The 15,930-nt window shown below is 71.3% G+C and carries 17 protein-coding genes and 1 pseudogene; 14 read left to right on the top strand and 4 right to left on the bottom strand.

Going from position 1 to position 15,930, the window contains the following annotated elements:
• Positions 1 to 51: 51 nt before the first annotated feature.
• The 4 genes from ABD378_RS18310 to glmM all read left to right on the top strand — a co-directional run bounded on the left by ABD378_RS18310 (position 52) and on the right by glmM (position 3,982).
• Complete coding sequence (locus ABD378_RS18310) at positions 52 to 1,263, top strand: glycosyltransferase family 87 protein (protein WP_344522005.1); 1,212 nt, start codon at positions 52 to 54, stop codon at positions 1,261 to 1,263.
• A 211-nt stretch (positions 1,264 to 1,474) separates the two neighbouring features.
• On the top strand, positions 1,475 to 1,918 hold the full coding sequence (gene rplM, locus ABD378_RS18305) for a 50S ribosomal protein L13 (RefSeq protein WP_344522004.1): 444 nt from the start codon (positions 1,475 to 1,477) through the stop codon (positions 1,916 to 1,918).
• Positions 1,919 to 1,960: 42 nt separating this feature from the next.
• Positions 1,961 to 2,482, top strand: a complete 522-nt coding sequence (gene rpsI, locus ABD378_RS18300) for a 30S ribosomal protein S9 (protein WP_249588321.1) — start codon at positions 1,961 to 1,963, stop codon at positions 2,480 to 2,482.
• A 141-nt stretch (positions 2,483 to 2,623) separates the two neighbouring features.
• Entirely contained in the window at positions 2,624 to 3,982 is a 1,359-nt protein-coding gene (gene glmM, locus ABD378_RS18295; RefSeq protein WP_344522003.1) for a phosphoglucosamine mutase, read from the top strand.
• On the opposite strand, the gene ABD378_RS18290 is transcribed toward glmM, so the two are convergent.
• A complete protein-coding gene (locus ABD378_RS18290) occupies positions 3,979 to 4,926 on the bottom strand; it encodes a DUF389 domain-containing protein (protein ID WP_344522002.1) in 948 nt (315 codons plus the stop codon). The two genes, glmM and ABD378_RS18290, sit on opposite strands and share 4 nt — an antisense overlap.
• A gap of 36 nt (positions 4,927 to 4,962) precedes the next feature.
• Positions 4,963 to 5,961, bottom strand: a complete 999-nt coding sequence (coaA, locus tag ABD378_RS18285; RefSeq protein ID WP_344522001.1) for a type I pantothenate kinase — start codon at positions 5,959 to 5,961, stop codon at positions 4,963 to 4,965.
• A 100-nt stretch (positions 5,962 to 6,061) separates the two neighbouring features.
• Here coaA and ABD378_RS18280 point away from each other — a divergent pair, with 100 nt between their 5' ends.
• The 5 genes and pseudogenes from ABD378_RS18280 to tsaE all read left to right on the top strand — a co-directional run bounded on the left by ABD378_RS18280 (position 6,062) and on the right by tsaE (position 11,336).
• On the top strand, positions 6,062 to 6,430 hold the full coding sequence (locus ABD378_RS18280) for a holo-ACP synthase (protein ID WP_344522000.1): 369 nt from the start codon (positions 6,062 to 6,064) through the stop codon (positions 6,428 to 6,430).
• Between the two features lie 52 nt (positions 6,431 to 6,482).
• Positions 6,483 to 7,925, top strand: a complete 1,443-nt coding sequence (locus ABD378_RS18275; protein ID WP_344521999.1) for an NAD(P)H-hydrate dehydratase — start codon at positions 6,483 to 6,485, stop codon at positions 7,923 to 7,925.
• A gap of 501 nt (positions 7,926 to 8,426) precedes the next feature.
• On the top strand, positions 8,427 to 9,578 hold the full coding sequence (alr, locus tag ABD378_RS18270; protein ID WP_344521998.1) for an alanine racemase: 1,152 nt from the start codon (positions 8,427 to 8,429) through the stop codon (positions 9,576 to 9,578).
• 13 nt (positions 9,579 to 9,591) lie between these two features.
• Positions 9,592 to 10,897 (top strand): annotated as a pseudogene (locus ABD378_RS18265) (alpha/beta fold hydrolase).
• Positions 10,824 to 11,336, top strand: a complete 513-nt coding sequence (gene tsaE, locus ABD378_RS18260) for a tRNA (adenosine(37)-N6)-threonylcarbamoyltransferase complex ATPase subunit type 1 TsaE (RefSeq protein ID WP_344521996.1) — start codon at positions 10,824 to 10,826, stop codon at positions 11,334 to 11,336. The pseudogene ABD378_RS18265 and the gene tsaE overlap by 74 nt, the downstream one beginning before the upstream one ends.
• A gap of 285 nt (positions 11,337 to 11,621) precedes the next feature.
• Here the strand turns inward: tsaE and ABD378_RS18255 are convergent, their stop codons facing one another.
• Positions 11,622 to 12,173, bottom strand: a complete 552-nt coding sequence (locus ABD378_RS18255) for a hypothetical protein (RefSeq protein WP_344521995.1) — start codon at positions 12,171 to 12,173, stop codon at positions 11,622 to 11,624.
• A 108-nt stretch (positions 12,174 to 12,281) separates the two neighbouring features.
• Here ABD378_RS18255 and tsaB point away from each other — a divergent pair, with 108 nt between their 5' ends.
• From tsaB to ABD378_RS18235, 4 genes are read left to right on the top strand one after another with little or no spacing between them, the layout of a single operon-like run.
• Entirely contained in the window at positions 12,282 to 12,938 is a 657-nt protein-coding gene (tsaB, locus tag ABD378_RS18250; RefSeq protein WP_344521994.1) for a tRNA (adenosine(37)-N6)-threonylcarbamoyltransferase complex dimerization subunit type 1 TsaB, read from the top strand.
• A 29-nt stretch (positions 12,939 to 12,967) separates the two neighbouring features.
• Entirely contained in the window at positions 12,968 to 13,450 is a 483-nt protein-coding gene (gene rimI / locus ABD378_RS18245) for a ribosomal protein S18-alanine N-acetyltransferase (RefSeq protein ID WP_344522036.1), read from the top strand.
• Entirely contained in the window at positions 13,443 to 14,561 is a 1,119-nt protein-coding gene (tsaD, locus tag ABD378_RS18240; protein WP_344521993.1) for a tRNA (adenosine(37)-N6)-threonylcarbamoyltransferase complex transferase subunit TsaD, read from the top strand. The genes rimI and tsaD overlap by 8 nt, the downstream gene beginning before the upstream one ends.
• Entirely contained in the window at positions 14,558 to 14,815 is a 258-nt protein-coding gene (locus tag ABD378_RS18235) for a hypothetical protein (protein WP_344521992.1), read from the top strand. The genes tsaD and ABD378_RS18235 overlap by 4 nt, the downstream gene beginning before the upstream one ends.
• 24 nt (positions 14,816 to 14,839) lie before the next feature.
• Here ABD378_RS18235 and ABD378_RS18230 read toward each other — a convergent pair whose 3' ends face one another.
• A complete protein-coding gene (locus ABD378_RS18230) occupies positions 14,840 to 15,514 on the bottom strand; it encodes a TetR/AcrR family transcriptional regulator (protein WP_386546734.1) in 675 nt (224 codons plus the stop codon).
• A 72-nt stretch (positions 15,515 to 15,586) separates the two neighbouring features.
• On the opposite strand from ABD378_RS18230, the gene ABD378_RS18225 reads away from it, so the two are divergent.
• A partial coding sequence (locus ABD378_RS18225) for an MFS transporter (protein ID WP_344522035.1) occupies positions 15,587 to 15,930 on the top strand: 344 nt, incomplete at its 3' end.

Here is a 15,930-nt window from a genome sequence, read left to right as displayed (position 1 = left end):
TGGGGATGTTGAGCGGGGGTCGGGGGAGGGGCCCGGCCTAGCCTGATCCGTATGAATACGGGCAAAGTAGCTGTTAGTGGGTGGTTGCTGCGGCCGGTGACCTGGCACGGCTGGGCGGCGCTCGGGGCCGTGCTCGTCGCCGCGGTCGTCCGGGTGGGGCTGCGGGGTCCGGACGGCGGGATGGACAACGCCATCGTGGTGCGGGCGGCCGAGGCCTGGCTTGAGGGGCGTTCGCCCTATGCCGACCGGCACTTCCTCTATCTGCCGGGCGCCGTGCTCGCCGCGGTGCCGCAGGCGCTGCTTCCGCAGTCCGTCGTGCGCTTCCTCGTCCCTGCGGGGGTCACGGGTTCGCTCGTCTTCGGGTGGGGGTGTGCGCTGCGGATCTACGGGGTGCCGTGGCGCAGCCGGTTCGCGGTGCTCGGTCTGCTGGCGCTCGCCGTGGGGTTCGCGCCGTTCGGGCACCTTGTCCAGCTCGGCAACTGGACCGTGGCGTCGGCCGCCGCGCTGCCGCTCGCGCTGCTGCTCGTGTGCCGGGGGCGGTGGGTGGCCGCCGGGCTTGTGATCGGGGCCGCCGTCGCCGTGAAGCCGCTGCTCGCGCCGGTGGTGCTGCTCTTCGTCTTCGCGCGGCGTTGGCGGGGACTCGGGGGAGCGGTGCTCGTCCCGGCGCTGGTCTCGGCGGTGGCGGCGCTCGCCATGCCGGACCCGGCGGGCTTCTTCACGCGGACGCTGCCGTTCCTGCTGCGGGGCGACGACAGGTTCGTACGGCTCTACGAGGCTTCGCCCGCCGCCGTCCTGCCGCGGCTCGGGGTGCCGCAGGGGGCGGCGACGCTGCTCGCCCTCGTGGCTGCCGGGGCGGGGGTGTGGTGCGCGTGGCGGCGCTGGCGGGGCGGTGGCGGGTCGCGGGAGGCCCGGGTCGTCGAGACGGCCGTGATGCTGATGCTGGCGGCCTTCCTGGTGTCCAGGCCGTCGTACGACCACTATCTGCTCGTCGTCGTGCCGCTGCTGCTCGCCGGGGCGCTGGTGCCGGGGGCGGTGGCCCGGGGGCCGTGGTTCTGGCTGGCGCTCGTCCCGCAGGTCCCGGGGTTCGCCTGGCCCTGGCTGGAGCCGGGTACGCGGCGGGCCTTCAAGGACTCGCTCACGCTCTGTGTGCTGGCCTTCACGGTCGCCCGGTCCGGTCTGCGGCCGAGTGTGGCTAGTCTGGATGGCGCAGAACCGCCTGAGGCGGTGGAGTCGCCGGTGCCGGTCTCCAGAGGCGCGTTTTGACCCGTACGGGGCGGCGCGGGTAGTCTCGGGGATTGTTATGCGTATTGGTGTCGTCGTTCTCACGCGAAGGGCCCATACGTAGGTTCCCTGGAGCAGTTACCAGTGGCTCGCATACGGGCAGCGTCCCCGGCATTGTGAGCCCCAGCTGCATGATCGCTTCCTGGGTGCCGTGTGTCTGGACCCCATCCACTGAAGAAGCGAAGGCTACGAAGTGCGTACGTACAGCCCTAAGCCCGGCGATGTGACCCGCCAGTGGCACGTCATTGACGCTCAGGACATCGTCCTGGGCCGTCTGGCGACCACTGCCGCCAACCTCCTGCGGGGCAAGCACAAGGCGATCTACGCCCCCCACATGGACATGGGCGACTTCGTCATCATCATCAACGCCGACAAGGTTCACCTGTCCGGCAACAAGAAGACCCAGAAGATGGCGTACCGCCACTCCGGCTACCCGGGTGGTCTGCGTTCCGTCCGCTACGACGAGCTTCTTGCGAAGAACCCCGAGAAGGCCGTCGAGAAGGCCGTCAAGGGCATGATCCCCAAGAACACCCTGGGTCGTCAGATGCTCTCGAAGCTGAAGATCTACGCGGGCGACCAGCACCCGCACGGCGCTCAGCAGCCGGTCCCGTTCGAGATCACCCAGGTCGCGCAGTAGTTCCGGCCACCCCCAAAGACGTAAAGAAATCTGAGGAGAATCGTGGCCGAGACCACCGTTGAGCAGCCGGTCGAAGAGACCGAGGTTGTTGACGTAGAGCAGTACACCACCGAGTCCGAGGCGCCCGTCGAGGGCGAGTACACCTCGGAGTCGAACGCCGCGCGCTTCGGCGACCCGCAGCCGGCCGCCGGCCTGGGCCGTCGCAAGAACGCCATCGCCCGCGTCCGGATCGTCCCGGGCACCGGCAAGTGGAAGGTCAACGGGCGCACGCTCGAGGACTACTTCCCGAACAAGGTCCACCAGCAGGAAGTCAACGAGCCCTTCAAGGTGCTCGAGCTCGACAACCGCTACGACGTCATCGCCCGCATCTCGGGTGGCGGCGTCTCCGGTCAGGCCGGTGCGCTCCGTCTCGGTGTCGCCCGTGCGCTGAACGAGGCCGACGTCGACAACAACCGCGCCGCCCTCAAGAAGGCCGGTTACCTCAAGCGTGACGACCGCGCGGTCGAGCGCAAGAAGGCCGGTCTCAAGAAGGCCCGCAAGGCTCCGCAGTACAGCAAGCGCTAATCTGCCTGCTTGTACTTTTCGTTCGCCCCGGCGGCACGTTGTGTGCTGCCGGGGCGTTCGTTTATCGGAAACCTGGTGATCCTGGTGATCCCGGGTCGGGACCCCGGTGACCCCGGGGTAGAACTCCGGAGGAGGACAGCAGTGGGACAACTCTTCGGCACGGACGGCGTGCGCGGTGTCGCCAACGCGGATCTGACGGCCGAGCTCGCGCTCGGGCTCTCCGTGGCAGCGGCTCATGTGCTCGGCGAAGTGGGCACGTTCGAGGGCCATCGGCCGGTCGCGGTGGTCGGACGAGACCCCCGCGCGTCAGGGGAGTTCCTGGAGGCCGCGGTGGTCGCCGGTCTCGCGAGCGCAGGCGTGGACGTCCAGCTCGTCGGTGTGCTGCCCACCCCCGCGGTGGCGCATCTCACCGGTGCGCTGGGCGCCGACCTCGGCGTGATGCTCTCCGCGAGCCACAACGCCATGCCGGACAACGGCATCAAGTTCTTCGCGCGCGGCGGCCAGAAGCTGGCCGACGAGCTCGAGGACCGCATCGAGTCCGTGTACGAGGAGCACCGCACCGGTGCTCCCTGGCAGCGCCCCACGGGCGCGGGCGTCGGCCGTGTGCGGACGTACGACCAGGGCCTCGACCAGTACGTCGCGCATCTCCTCGGTGTGCTGCCCAACCGCCTCGACGGACTGAAGATCGTCCTCGACGAGGCGCACGGCGCCGCCGCCCGCGTCTCGCCCGAGGCGTTCGCGCGCGCCGGTGCCGAGATCATCACGATCGGCGCCAAGCCGGACGGCCTGAACATCAACGACGGCTGCGGATCCACGCACCTGGGCCTCCTGAAGGCCGCCGTCGTCGAGCATGGCGCCGACTTCGGTGTCGCGCACGACGGTGACGCGGACCGCTGCCTCGCCGTGGACCACACGGGCGCCGAGATCGACGGGGACCAGATCCTCGCCGTCCTGGCCCTGGCCATGCGCGAGCACGGCACGCTGCGCTCGGACACCGTCGTCGCGACGGTCATGTCGAACCTCGGCTTCAAGCTCGCCATGGAGCGCGAGGGCCTCTCCCTGGTGCAGACCGCCGTCGGCGACCGCTATGTGCTCGAGTCGATGAAGGAGCACGGCTTCGCGCTCGGCGGCGAGCAGTCCGGGCACGTGATCGTCCTGGACCACGCGACCACGGGTGACGGCACGCTGACGGGGCTTCTGCTCGCGGCGCGCGTCGCCGAGACCGGGCGCAGTCTCGCGGACCTCGCCGGGGTCATGGAGCGCCTTCCGCAGGTCCTGATCAATGTGCCCGACGTCGACAAGTCGCGGGTCACGACCTCCGCCGAGCTGACGGCCGCCGTCGCCGACGCCGAGCGTGAACTGGGCGCCACGGGACGGGTGCTGCTGCGGTCGTCCGGCACGGAGCCGTTGGTGCGCGTCATGGTCGAGGCCGCCGACATCGACCAGGCGCGGTCCGTGGCCAGCCGCCTCGCCGATGTGGTGAAGTCCGCGCTGGGCTAGGCCAGTTGTGACCTGGCGGTACGCTCGCGCTGCTTGGCCCAGAGGAACTTCTGGAGCAGGAGCGTGAGCGTACCGGCGAGGACGATGCCCAGCAGGTTGAGCAGGAGCTGCTCCGTGGAGCCCCACGCCTGCTTGTACTCGTTGTAGCTGAAGGCCACGGCCGCGTTCGCCGCCGCAGGGACCGTCGTCACCGAGATCGCGACGCCGACCAGGGCACCCGACTTCGCCGAGGTGAGGGACAGCATGCCCGCCGCGCCCGCGAGGACCGCCACCACGAACGAGAACCAGTCGGGGCGGTAGATGAAGTTCGTGTTCGGGCGCTCCGACTTCAGGGCGTCGTCGCTGAACAGGTTCATCGCGTCCATGAAGTAGCTGAAGCCGACCGTCACCACCATCGCCACCGCGAAGCCCACCAGGATCGCGATGAGCGAGCGCAGGGCCAGGCGCGGGACGCGCCGGACCAGGGCGGTGCAGAAGCCCGCCAGGGGGCCGAACTCGGGGCCCACCGCCATCGCGCCGACGATCAGGATCGCGTTGTCGAGGACCACGCCGCAGGCCGCGATCATCGTGGCGAGCGTGATGAACGCCACGTAGGTGATCGAGAGCGTCGACTCCTCGTGGGTCGCGTCGGAGAGCTGCTCCCACAGGACCGCGTCCGCGCCCTCGCCCGGGGCCTCGTCCTCCGCCCTGTCCGCGCGCAGGGAGAGCGACAGGTCGATGTTCTCCAGGGCGATCGAGCCCGACTTGTCGATGCCCAGCGTGCGCAGGCCGCCGATCAGCGTGTCGCCCGCCTCACGGGCGACGTCGCACATCACGACGTCGCCCGCGGGATTGCGGGCCGCGCCCGGCATGACCGCGAGGTGCGTGGCGCCGACCGTCCTCTCGATCAGACGCACCACGTCGTCCGTCTTGTCCGCCGGGGTGATCAGGCGTAGATGCAGCATGCGCGCAGGGTAGCCGCCTGTCCGGGGTACGTGGGTTCAGAGCTTGCGCAGGCTCAGCTTCTGCACCTTGTGGTCGGGGCCCTTGCGGATGACCAGGGCGGCTCGGCCGCGCGTCGGGGCCACGTTCTCCAGGAGGTTGGGCTTGTTGATCGTGCGCCAGGTCGTGCGGGCGTAGTCCAGGGCCTCCTCCTCCGAGACCTGGGTGTACTTGCGGAAGTACGAGGACGGGTCCTGGAACGCCGTGGCGCGGAGCTTCTTGAAGCGGTTCAGGTACCAGCGCTCGATGTCCTCGGCGCGCGCGTCCACGTACACACTGAAGTCGAAGTAGTCGGCGAGGCCCACGCGCGTGCGGCCGTCCTTGCCGGGGAGGGCCGGCTGGAGGACGTTGATGCCCTCGACGATGAGGATGTCGGGACGGCGGACCGTGAGGCGCTGGTCCGGCACGATGTCGTAGATCAGGTGGGAGTAGACGGGCGCCGTCACCTCGTCCTTGCCCGCCTTGATGTCGGCGACGAAGCGGGTCAGGGCGCGGCGGTCGTACGACTCGGGGAAGCCCTTGCGGGACATCAGGCCGCGGGCCTCCAGCTCCTTGGTGGGCAGGAGGAAGCCGTCCGTCGTCACCCGCTCGACGCGGGGGTGCTCGGGCCAGCGGGAGAGCAGGGCCTGGAGGAGACGGGCGACGGTCGACTTGCCCACGGCCACGGAGCCCGCGACTCCTATGACGAAGGGCGTGCCCGACTGGGAGCCCTTCTCGCCGAGGAAGGTGTTGAGCGCGCCGCGCAGGCCGTCCGTGGCGCCTACGTAGAGGTTGAGGAGACGGGAGAGCGGCAGATAGATGTCCCGCACTTCGTCCAGGTCGATGACATCACCCAGGCCGCGCAGCTGCTCCAGCTCCTCGGCGGTCAGAGGGAGCGGCGTCTTGTCACGCAGGGCGCTCCACTCGGTGCGGGTGAGGTCGACGTAGGGAGTCGCCTCCGGCCTGTGCCGGTGGGCGCTCCGCGCGGTCGTCGGGGGTACGGAGACCGATGAGATCACAGTCCATTGTTACGGCTGTTTGAACGGGGCGGGGGGTGGGGTGCATCACCCCCTGCGGGGCTTGAACCGTTAGGGTGCGCGGGCTCGTAGGCTGCTGCTCGTGATTATTGGGGTCGGTATCGACGTGGCCGAGATCGAGCGGTTCGAGGCGGCGCTGGAGCGTACGCCGGGGATGGCGGAGCGGCTGTTCGTGGAACGGGAGTTGCTGCTGCCGAGCGGGGAACGGCGGGGGATCGCCTCGCTGGCGGCGCGGTTCGCGGCCAAGGAGGCGTTGGCCAAGGCTCTGGGCGCGCCGGCGGGTCTGCGGTGGACGGACGCGGAGGTGTTCGTCGAGGAGAGCGGGCAGCCGCGGCTGCGGGTGAAGGGGACGGTTGCCGCGCGGGCCGCCGAATTGGGGGTGCGGTCGTGGCATGTCTCGCTCAGTCATGACGCGGGGGTCGCTTCCGCCGTGGTGATTGCTGAGGGGTAGGCACTGTGCGCGGCACTGTGCGTGGCACTGGGCGCCGGGTGACACTCGGGGTATGCGTACTGCGTATTCGGTGGAGACGGTCAGGGCTGCTGAGCGGGAGTTGATGGCGCGGGTGCCGGAAGGTGCCCTGATGCAGCGGGCCGCGGCGGGGCTCGCGGTGGTCTGTGCCGAGGTGCTCGGCAAGGTGTACGGCTCCCGGGTCGTGCTGCTCGTGGGGAGCGGGGACAACGGGGGCGACGCGCTGTACGCCGGGGCGCGGCTGGCCCGGCGTGGGGCCGGGCTGTCTGCGGTGCTGCTTTCGCCTGAACGGGTGCATGCGGGGGGGCTCGCGGCCTTCCGGGGGGCTGGGGGGCGGGTTGCCGCGCGTGACGGCGCGGAGGACGTTCTTCGTGGGGCCGATCTTGTCGTGGACGGGATCGTGGGCATCGGGGGGAAGGGCGCACTTCGGGACCGGGCTTCTCAACTGGCAGGTGCTGTACGGGTATTGGGGAAACCTGTGGTCGCCGTCGACCTGCCGAGCGGTGTCGACGCGGACAGCGGGGTGGTCGTCGGCGAGGCGGTGAGAGCCGATGTGACGGTGACCTTCGGGGCGTACAAGCCGGGGCTTTTGATCGATCCCGGGCGGGAGTACGCGGGTGTGGTTCGGCTTGTCGACATCGGGCTCGGGCTTGGGCTGGGGGAGGGGGGCGGCGAGGTCGAGGCTCTGCAGTACGTCGATGTCGCCTCGCTCCTGCCGATGCCGACCGGGGAGAGCGACAAGTACCGGCGGGGTGTCGTGGGGATCGTCGCCGGGTCCGAGCGGTACCCCGGAGCGGCTGTGCTTGCCGTCGCCGGTGCGCTGCGGGGTGGTGCGGGGGCCGTGCGTTACGTGGGGCACGCGGCGGATGCCGTCATCGCGCGGTTCCCGGAGACCCTCGTCTCCGCCGGACCGCCGTCCAAGGCGGGGCGGGTGCAGGCCTGGGTGGTCGGGCCCGGGATCGGGGACGACTCCGAGCGGCTCGCGGACGTGGTCGGCGCCGATGTGCCCGTGCTGATCGACGCGGACGGGCTGCGGCTTGCCGATGCGGCGGCGGTGCGGGGGCGGGGCGCGTCCACGTTGCTCACGCCGCATGCGGGGGAGGCCGCCGCGCTGTTGGGGGTCGCGCGGGAGGAGGTCGAGCGGGGGCGCCTTGCCGCTGTGCGGGAGTTGGCGGGTCTGTACGGGGCGACCGTGCTGCTGAAGGGGTCCACGACGCTGGTCGCCGGTCCGGCGGGTGGTGCGGTGCGGGTCAACCCGACGGGGACGCCCTGGCTGGCCACCGCGGGCAGCGGGGATGTGCTTTCGGGGCTGGCGGGAGCGTTGCTCGCGGCGGGGCTCGGTGCGGGGGACGCGGGGGCGGTGGGCGCGTATCTGCATGGGCTCGCGGGGCGGCGTGCGGCGGATGGGGCGCCGGTGGGGGCGCAGGACGTGGCGGAGGCGATTCCTGTGGCTTGGCGGGATGTACGGGGGGACTAGCGTCCGGCTTGGCGGGGCGGTGCGGGTTCGTCCTGGGGCGGCCTCGGCGCTTCGTCCCCTCGGGTGCGTTGCCGCCTGCGGGTGCTTGCCCGGTGCGGGGCTTGTTCGTCTGTGGGGGCGGGGCCGCGCCGGTATGTCCGTCCTCGCTATCGTCCGGTGGCCGCTTTGGTGCTTCGGGGCCGGAGTGTCGGGAGCCGTGCTCCGGGCGGACATACCGGCACGTCCCCTCGCGTGCGCCGCCGACTGCGGGCTCGTGGGGGCTGGTCTCCCTAGCCTCCGCAGCCCCCGCCCCCGCCCCACCTCCATTGCTGTACGCGCACTGCGGGGCAATCGGGTGGGTGGGCGGGAAAGCTTGTTCGTCCAGGGGCGGATGCGGGGTGATCGGGCGGGTGGGCGGGAAAGGCTTGTTCGGGCAGGGGGGATGCGGGGGGACGGGCCGGAGGGCGGCAGAGGCCCGGCATTTCAAGGGTGTCAGCGGGCTCTGAGACACTGGTCGGCGTTATGACTGAGACCGCACCTTTGCGTGCCCGCGCCGAGATCGACCTGGCCGCCCTTCGGGCCAACGTGCGGACTTTGCGCGCCCTCGCGCCCGGCGCCGCCTTCATGGCCGTCGTGAAGGCGGACGCGTACGGCCACGGGATGGTGCCCTGCGCCCGTGCCGCCGTCGAGGCGGGAGCCACCTGGGTGGGCGCCGCGACCCCCGAGGAGGCGCTCGCGCTGCGGGCCGCCGGGATCCAGGGGCGCCTCATGTGCTGGCTGTGGACCCCGGGCGGGCCCTGGCGCGAGGGTGTCGAGGCCGATCTCGACATGTCGGTGAGCGGGCTCTGGGCGTTGCGGGAAGTGTCCGCCGCCGCGCGGGCCGTGGGGCGCACCGCGCGTATTCAGTTGAAGGCCGACACCGGCCTCGGGCGCAATGGCTGTATGCCTGCCGACTGGCCCGAACTGGTCTCGCAGGCGCGGCAGGCCGAGGACGAGGGACTGGTGCGCGTCACCGGGCTCTGGTCGCACTTCGCGTGCGCGGACGAGCCCGGACATCCGTCCATCGCCGCTCAACTGGCGCTGTTCCGCGAGATGGTCGCGGCCGCGGAGGAGCGGGGGATCCGGCCCGAGGTGCGCCACATCGCCAACTCGCCGGGCACGCTCACGCTTCCGGAGACCCACTTCGATCTCGTACGTCCCGGGATCGCGATGTACGGGATCTCGCCCAGCCCCGAGGTCGGCACATCGGAGGAGTTCGGGCTGCGGCCCGTCATGAGGCTCAGCGCCTCGCTCGCCCTCGTGAAGCACGCCCCGGGTGGTCACGGCGTGAGTTACGGGCATCACTACGTCACACCCGGCGAGACGACGCTGGGGCTCGTCCCGGTCGGGTACGGGGACGGGATCCCGCGCCACGCGTCCGGCACCGGACCCGTGCTCGTCGGCGGCAAGTGGCGGACCGTCGCCGGAAGGGTGGCGATGGACCAGTTCGTGGTCGACCTCGGCGGTGACGAGCCGGCGGTGGGCTCCGAAGCCGTCCTGTTCGGTCCCGGTGACCGGGGCGAGCCGACCGCCGAGGACTGGGCACAGGCGGCGGGCACCATCGCGTACGAGATCGTCACCCGCATCGGATCGCGTGTTCCCCGCGTCTATGTGAATGAGCGACCCGACGAGTGAGTAGGAGCGGCACGTGAGCGAGACCAGCACGGGGGCGGCCGCTGAAGCGGTGACGGAAGTGGCCGCGGCGGCCGGGAACTGGCGTAGGGCCGGATTCGCCGGCGCCGCGATAGGCGTCGTCGCTGCGGGCGCCGCGGCCGGTGTCGCCATCGAGCGGCTGACCGTCGGCCGCGGCATGCGCAAGAAGGCACGGCTCGCGCTCGACGCGTCCGGGCCGTACGGCTCGCTGCGCGGCATGCCGGGCCAGGCGTACGCCGACGACGGCACGGAGCTCTCGTACGAGGTCGACGAGGTCGACAAGGCATCGGCGGACAGCGCGCAGGCGCCGCGCCGCCGCAGGCTCTTCGGGCGCAAGGCACCCGCTCCCGTCACCGTCGTCTTCAGCCATGGCTACTGCCTGAGCCAGGACTCCTGGCACTTCCAGCGGGCGGCCCTGCGCGGCGTCGTGCGCTGTGTGTACTGGGACCAGCGCAGCCACGGCCGGTCGGGGCGCGGCGTGGCGCAGGTGGAGGACGGGAAGCCGGTCTCCATCGACCAGTTGGGGCGTGATCTGAAGGCCGTCATCGACGCGGCCGCGCCCGAGGGGCCGCTGGTTCTCGTCGGGCACTCCATGGGTGGCATGACGACGATGGCTCTCGCCGACCATTTCCCGGAGCTGATCCGCGAGCGGGTCGTCGGCGTCGCCCTCGTCGGTACGTCGTCCGGGGGGCTCGGCCAGGTCAACTTCGGGCTTCCGGTCGCGGGGATGAACGCCGTGCGGCGCGTGCTCCCGGGTGTGCTGAAGGCGCTCGGATCGCAGGCCGATCTCGTGGAGAAGGGGCGGCGGGCCACCGCGGACCTCTTCGCGGGCATCATCAAGCGCTATTCGTTCTCGTCGAAGGACGTGGACCCGGCGATCTCGCGGTTCGCCGAGCGGATGATCGAGTCGACGCCCATCGACGTGGTCGCGCAGTTCTACCCGGCGTTCGCCGAGCACGACAAGACGGAGGCGCTGAAGCACTTCGCCGAGCTCCCGGTGCTCGTCCTGGCCGGGGACAAGGACCTGGTGACGCCGAGCGAGCACAGCGAGGCCATCGCCGATCTGCTCCCGGACGCCGAGCTCGTGCTCGTCCCGGACGCCGGGCACCTGGTCATGCTGGAGCACCCAGAGGTGGTCACGGACCGTCTCGCGGACCTCCTCGCGCGCACGGGAGCCGTACCGAGCGCGGCCGATGCACGGACGTCCAGCGGCTAACGTTGGGGGGCATGGAAGCACCGCACAACCCGGCCCCCGTGAACTCCCTCGGCATCACCGTCACCTCGCCCGAGCAGATGGGTGACCTGGGTCGCCGCCTGGCCAAGCTGCTCCGCCCCGGCGACCTCGTGATGCTCACCGGCGAGCTCGGCGCCGGCAAGACGACCCTGACCCGCGGCCTGGGCGAGGGCCTCGGCGTGCGCGGCGCCGTCACGTCCCCGACCTTCGTCATCGCCCGCGTCCACCCGTCCCTGTCCGAAGGGCCGCCCCTGGTGCACGTGGACGCGTACCGCCTGGGCGGCGGGCTCGACGAGATGGAGGACCTCGACCTCGACGTCTCGCTGCCCGAATCGGTGATCGTCGTGGAGTGGGGCGACGGCAAGGTCGAGGAGCTCTCGGACGACCGCCTTCGCGTCGTCATCGACCGGGCCGTCGGCGACACGACGGACGAGGTCCGCGAAGTGACGCTGACCGGGGTCGGGACGCGGTGGGCGGCGGCCGACCTCACGCTGCTCTCGGCCTGATCCTCGTCTTTTCGCCCGAACATTCCGACAAGCCGTCGGGAAGATGTTGCGCGGCGTGCTCCGGGCGTGGTCACATGGATACCAGTACTGGTTAGGTCTACCTAACCACGTCTGCCCCCGGAGCCCAGGAGGCATCCATGTCGGCTTCAGAACGTGACGTACAGCCCCGGCCGCACGGGCTGTCGGGGCCATCGGGGATTTCCATGCGCGATCTGCTGGCGTCCTGCGCGGCCGCGAGCGCGGTCTCGACACCGCCGCGCGATCCGGAGCCCAGGGGCGACGCGGCTACGGAACGACGACGACCTTCTTGCTGATCGTCGCGAACTCCCACATCGCGTTGCCGTCCTTGCGCGACTCACGGATGCCGCCGGTCTTCTTCGACGGGTCCGGCTTCGGCGTCGAGCCGTCCGTCGCCGCGCTGAAGCCGATCGCGATGCCGTCCACGTTCGCGAAGCGCACGACATGCTCGATCGCCACGCCGTCCGTTCCGGTGACGGTGCCCGAGCGCGAGGTGACGGCGTACGTGCCGGGGACCGGGTCCACCGTGCTCGGCGTGACCTTGAACGTGCGCCGCGCCTTGCCGGACCCCGCGACCAGCCATACGCGGTCGTCGCCCACCGAGTAGACGACCCTCTCGCCCGTGCCGGACTGCGCCGGGACCGCCGTGGGGTCGGCCTTGTCCTTGGGGGAGCGCGAGGCCGCCGCGGAAGGGGACTTGTCCGGCTTCTTGCCCAGGTTGTCCGGCGCGCTGGCCGAGGCCTGGTAAGCGAGGAAGCCGACCGCGGCGAGCGCAGCGGCGGTGAGCCCGGCCACGAATCCCGAGCTGCTCCTGGACACCTGCGCCACCCTCTTCGTACTCCGTACGGCTACGGGGTGACGTTAGCAGCAGGTGTGCGGCATCCTCGGTCGGCCGTGCTCCGGGCGCCGGAGCCGTAGGCTATTCGCGTGCTCTTGCTCGCTCTGGATACCGCCACCCCCGCCGTCACCGTCGCGCTGCACGACGGCTCGTCCGTCGTCGCAGCCTCCAGCCAGGTGGACGCCCGCCGCCACGGCGAGCTGCTGCTTCCCGCCGTCGACCGGGTGCTCGCCGATGCGGGGCTCAGACTCGACGCCGTGACCGGCATCGTCGTCGGCGTGGGTCCCGGCCCGTACACGGGTCTGCGCGTCGGCCTGATGACCGCCGACACCTTCGGCCTCGCGCTCGGCGTGCCGGTGCACGGCGTGTGCACGCTCGACGGCCTCGCGTACGAATCCGGCGTCGAGGGCGGCCCCTTCGTCGTCGCCACGGACGCGCGGCGCAAGGAGGTCTACTGGGCGCGGTACGCGGACCCGCGCACCCGCCTCACCGAGCCCGCCGTGGACCGCCCCGCCGACATCGCGGACGAGGTGGCGGGCCTGCCCGCCGTCGGCGCGGGGGCCGTGCTCTACCCCGAGACCTTCCCGGACGCCCGCGCCCCCGAGCACGTCTCGGCGGCCTCGCTGGCCTCGCTCGCCGCCGAGAAGCTCGCCGCGGGCGAGGAACTACTGGCCCCCAGGCCGCTGTACCTGCGCCGCCCTGACGCGCAGGTCCCCAAGAACTACAAGGTGGTCACCCCCAAGTGACATCCGTGACGACAGTTGTCCTGCGCGAGATGCGCTGGTGGGACATCGAACCCGTCTTCGTCCTGGAGAAGGAACTCTTCCCGGACGACGCCTGGTCGCGCGGCATGTTCTGGTCCGAGCTCTCCCACGCGCGCGGGCCGCTGGCCACCCGCCGCTATGTGGTGGCGACGGACGAGGACCGGCTCGTCGGGTACGCGGGACTCGCGTCGGCCGGGGACCAGGCAGACGTACAGACCATCGCGGTGGCCCCGAGCCACTGGGGCACGGGGCTCGGCTCCCGGCTCCTCACCGATCTGCTGGGCGCGGCCACCGCCTTCGAGTGCGCCGAGGTCATGCTCGAGGTGCGGGTCGACAACACACGGGCGCAGAAGCTGTACGAGCGCTTCGGCTTCGAGCCCATCGGCTTCAGGCGCGGCTACTACCAGCCGGGCAACGTGGACGCCCTGGTGATGCGCCTGACCGATCCATCAACTTCAGTCAATCCCGTACAAGGAACCGACACCCATGGCTGACTCGCGCGACCAACCTCTCGTTCTCGGCATCGAGACCTCTTGCGACGAGACCGGTGTCGGCATCGTCCGCGGCACGACCCTGCTCGCCGACGCCGTCGCCTCCAGCGTCGACGAGCACGCGCGCTTCGGCGGCGTCGTGCCCGAGGTCGCCTCGCGCGCGCACCTGGAGGCGATGGTGCCGACCATCGACCGCGCCCTGAAGGAAGCGGGCGTGAGCGCGAAGGACCTGGACGGCATCGCGGTGACCGCGGGACCCGGCCTCGCGGGCGCGCTGCTCGTGGGCGTGTCGGCGGCCAAGGCGTACGCGTACGCGCTCGGCAAGCCGCTCTACGGCGTGAACCACCTCGCCTCGCACATCTGCGTCGACCAGCTGGAGCACGGCACGCTGCCCGAACCGACGATGGCGCTGCTCGTCTCCGGCGGCCACTCATCGCTGCTGCTCTCCACCGACATCACATCGGACGTACGCCCCCTGGGCGCGACCATCGACGACGCGGCGGGCGAGGCCTTCGACAAGATCGCGCGGGTGCTCGACCTCGGCTTCCCCGGCGGTCCCGTCATCGACCGGTACGCGAAGGAGGGCGACCCGAAGGCGATCGCCTTCCCGCGCGGCCTCACCGGGCCGCGCGACGCCGCGTACGACTTCTCCTTCTCCGGCCTGAAGACGTCGGTCGCGCGCTGGATCGAGGCCAAGCGGGCCGCGGGCGAGGACGTTCCCGTCCGTGACGTGGCGGCGTCCTTCCAGGAGGCGGTGGTCGACGTGCTGACCCGCAAGGCCGTGCGGGCCTGCAAGGACGAGGGCGTGGACCACCTGATGATCGGCGGCGGCGTGGCGGCCAACACCCGGCTGCGGGCCCTCGCCCAGGAGCGGTGCGAGGCGGCCGGGATCCGGCTGCGGGTGCCGCGGCCGAAGCTGTGCACGGACAACGGCGCGATGGTGGCCGCGCTCGGCGCGGAGATGGTGGCGCGCAACCGCTCGGCGTCCGACTGGGACCTCTCGGCGGACTCCTCGCTGCCGGTGACGGAGCCGCACGTCCCGGGCCGCTCCCACGGCCACGACCACGACCACGATCATGTGCACGAGGTCAGCAAGGAGAACCTGTACTCGTGACCGTCGCGCTGATGTGGGAGGCCCGAGCCGTCGACGGCCGGGGCGAGGAACTGCTCGCGTGGGCGCGGGCGCAGGTCCTGGACGGCGACCCGGTCCGGCGGGAGAGCTTTCGCGCCCCGCAGGACCGGGTCCTCGTCCTGACGTGGTGGGACGCCGCGTACGACGCCGACCTCCCCGAACTGCCGGAGCCCGCGACGGAGTTGGTGACGCGGGCGGTCCACAGGTGGCGGTTCGAGTCGGCGGGCCTGGACTGACGCCCCGCATCGGCCGGGGGTGATTCAGGGGCGCCGCGCCTGCCCCAGGAGCCCGTCGATGACCGCTCCCAGTTGCGTGGACACGTCGTAGTCCGCCGTCAGTTCCAGCCAGCGGTCGGCGAGTGCGGCCATGTGGGGCAGCTCCTCGGCGTCCGCTTCCGTGATCATGTCGGGGAAGTGGCGCCTGCGGTCGGGCTCCTCGGCGCGGCGGGCCATCGCCTGGCGGAAGACCAGGTCGCCGTAGACGCAGTGCCAGATGGTGCGGTAGGCGGCGACGGACTGGGCCGGTGTCAGCCCGCAGGCGACGCACGAAGCGATGATCTCCTCGACCATCCACAGGGCACCCTTGTCGGTGAGGTCGCCGAGGCTCAGCACCTCGACCACCCAGGGCATCCGGGCCAGCGTGCCGTGCATGTGTACGGAGACCGTGAGCAGCCTCTCGCGCGGGTCGTCGGGGAGCTCGGGGCGCGGGACCGTGGCGGCCATCCCGGACAGGGTGAGCATCAGGAGCTCGTCCTTGTCGCGTACGTGGTGGTAGAGCGCCATCGGGGTCGTGCCGACCTCTTTGGCGACCCGGCGCATGCTCAGGGCGGCCACGCCCTCCTCCTGGAGGATGCGGCGCGCGATGCCGACGATCGTGTCGACGTCGATGCGGCTGGGGCGGCCGCGTTTCTTCTTCTCTGCTTCCACGTGGCTCATTGTCGCGCCCGCGGTGTGCGGGTGACGCATGCCGCTGGATTTTCTATACGCGTATAGTTAATGTGCGTGAGCATGGTGAACCTCGCTGACTCGAAGCCCTTGCAGACCCGTTGGCTGCTCCCGGTGCTGCTCACCGTGCAGTTCCTGGTCTCTCTCGACATGTCCGTCGTGAACATCGCGCTGCCCGACATCGGCGACGACCTCGGCTTCGGAGCGGATTCGCTGCTGTGGGTCGTCAACGCCTACGCACTCGCCTTCGGCGGCCTCCTCATGCTGGGCGGGCGCCTCGCCGACCTGGTGGGGCGGCGGCGCACCCTGATCGCCGGGTTCGCGGTCTTCGGCGTCGCGAGCCTGGCGGGCGGGCTCGCGCAGACGCCGGGGCAGCTCGTCGCGGCGCGGGCCGTGCAGGGCGCGGG

The sequence above is a fragment of the Streptomyces rectiviolaceus genome (genome assembly GCF_039533825.1).
In the GTDB taxonomy this organism is placed as follows: domain Bacteria; phylum Actinomycetota; class Actinomycetes; order Streptomycetales; family Streptomycetaceae; genus Streptomyces; species Streptomyces rectiviolaceus.
The sequence above is the reverse complement of the archived record's forward strand: the minus strand, read 5'-3'. Positions and strand labels throughout refer to the sequence as shown.

Excerpts from the sequence above, each read along its gene's own strand:
- rimI (WP_344522036.1), top strand. The coding sequence starts at position 12,968 with ATGCGCTGGTGGGACATCGAACCCGTCTTCGTCCTGGAGAAGGAACTC.
- ABD378_RS18275 (WP_344521999.1), top strand. The coding sequence starts at position 6,483 with ATGCGTACTGCGTATTCGGTGGAGACGGTCAGGGCTGCTGAGCGGGAG.
- tsaD (WP_344521993.1), top strand. The coding sequence starts at position 13,443 with ATGGCTGACTCGCGCGACCAACCTCTCGTTCTCGGCATCGAGACCTCT.
- ABD378_RS18310 (WP_344522005.1), top strand. The coding sequence starts at position 52 with ATGAATACGGGCAAAGTAGCTGTTAGTGGGTGGTTGCTGCGGCCGGTG.
- ABD378_RS18230 (WP_386546734.1), bottom strand. The coding sequence starts at position 15,514 with ATGAGCCACGTGGAAGCAGAGAAGAAGAAACGCGGCCGCCCCAGCCGC.
- tsaE (WP_344521996.1), top strand. The coding sequence starts at position 10,824 with ATGGAAGCACCGCACAACCCGGCCCCCGTGAACTCCCTCGGCATCACC.
- alr (WP_344521998.1), top strand. The coding sequence starts at position 8,427 with ATGACTGAGACCGCACCTTTGCGTGCCCGCGCCGAGATCGACCTGGCC.
- ABD378_RS18290 (WP_344522002.1), bottom strand. The coding sequence starts at position 4,926 with ATGCTGCATCTACGCCTGATCACCCCGGCGGACAAGACGGACGACGTG.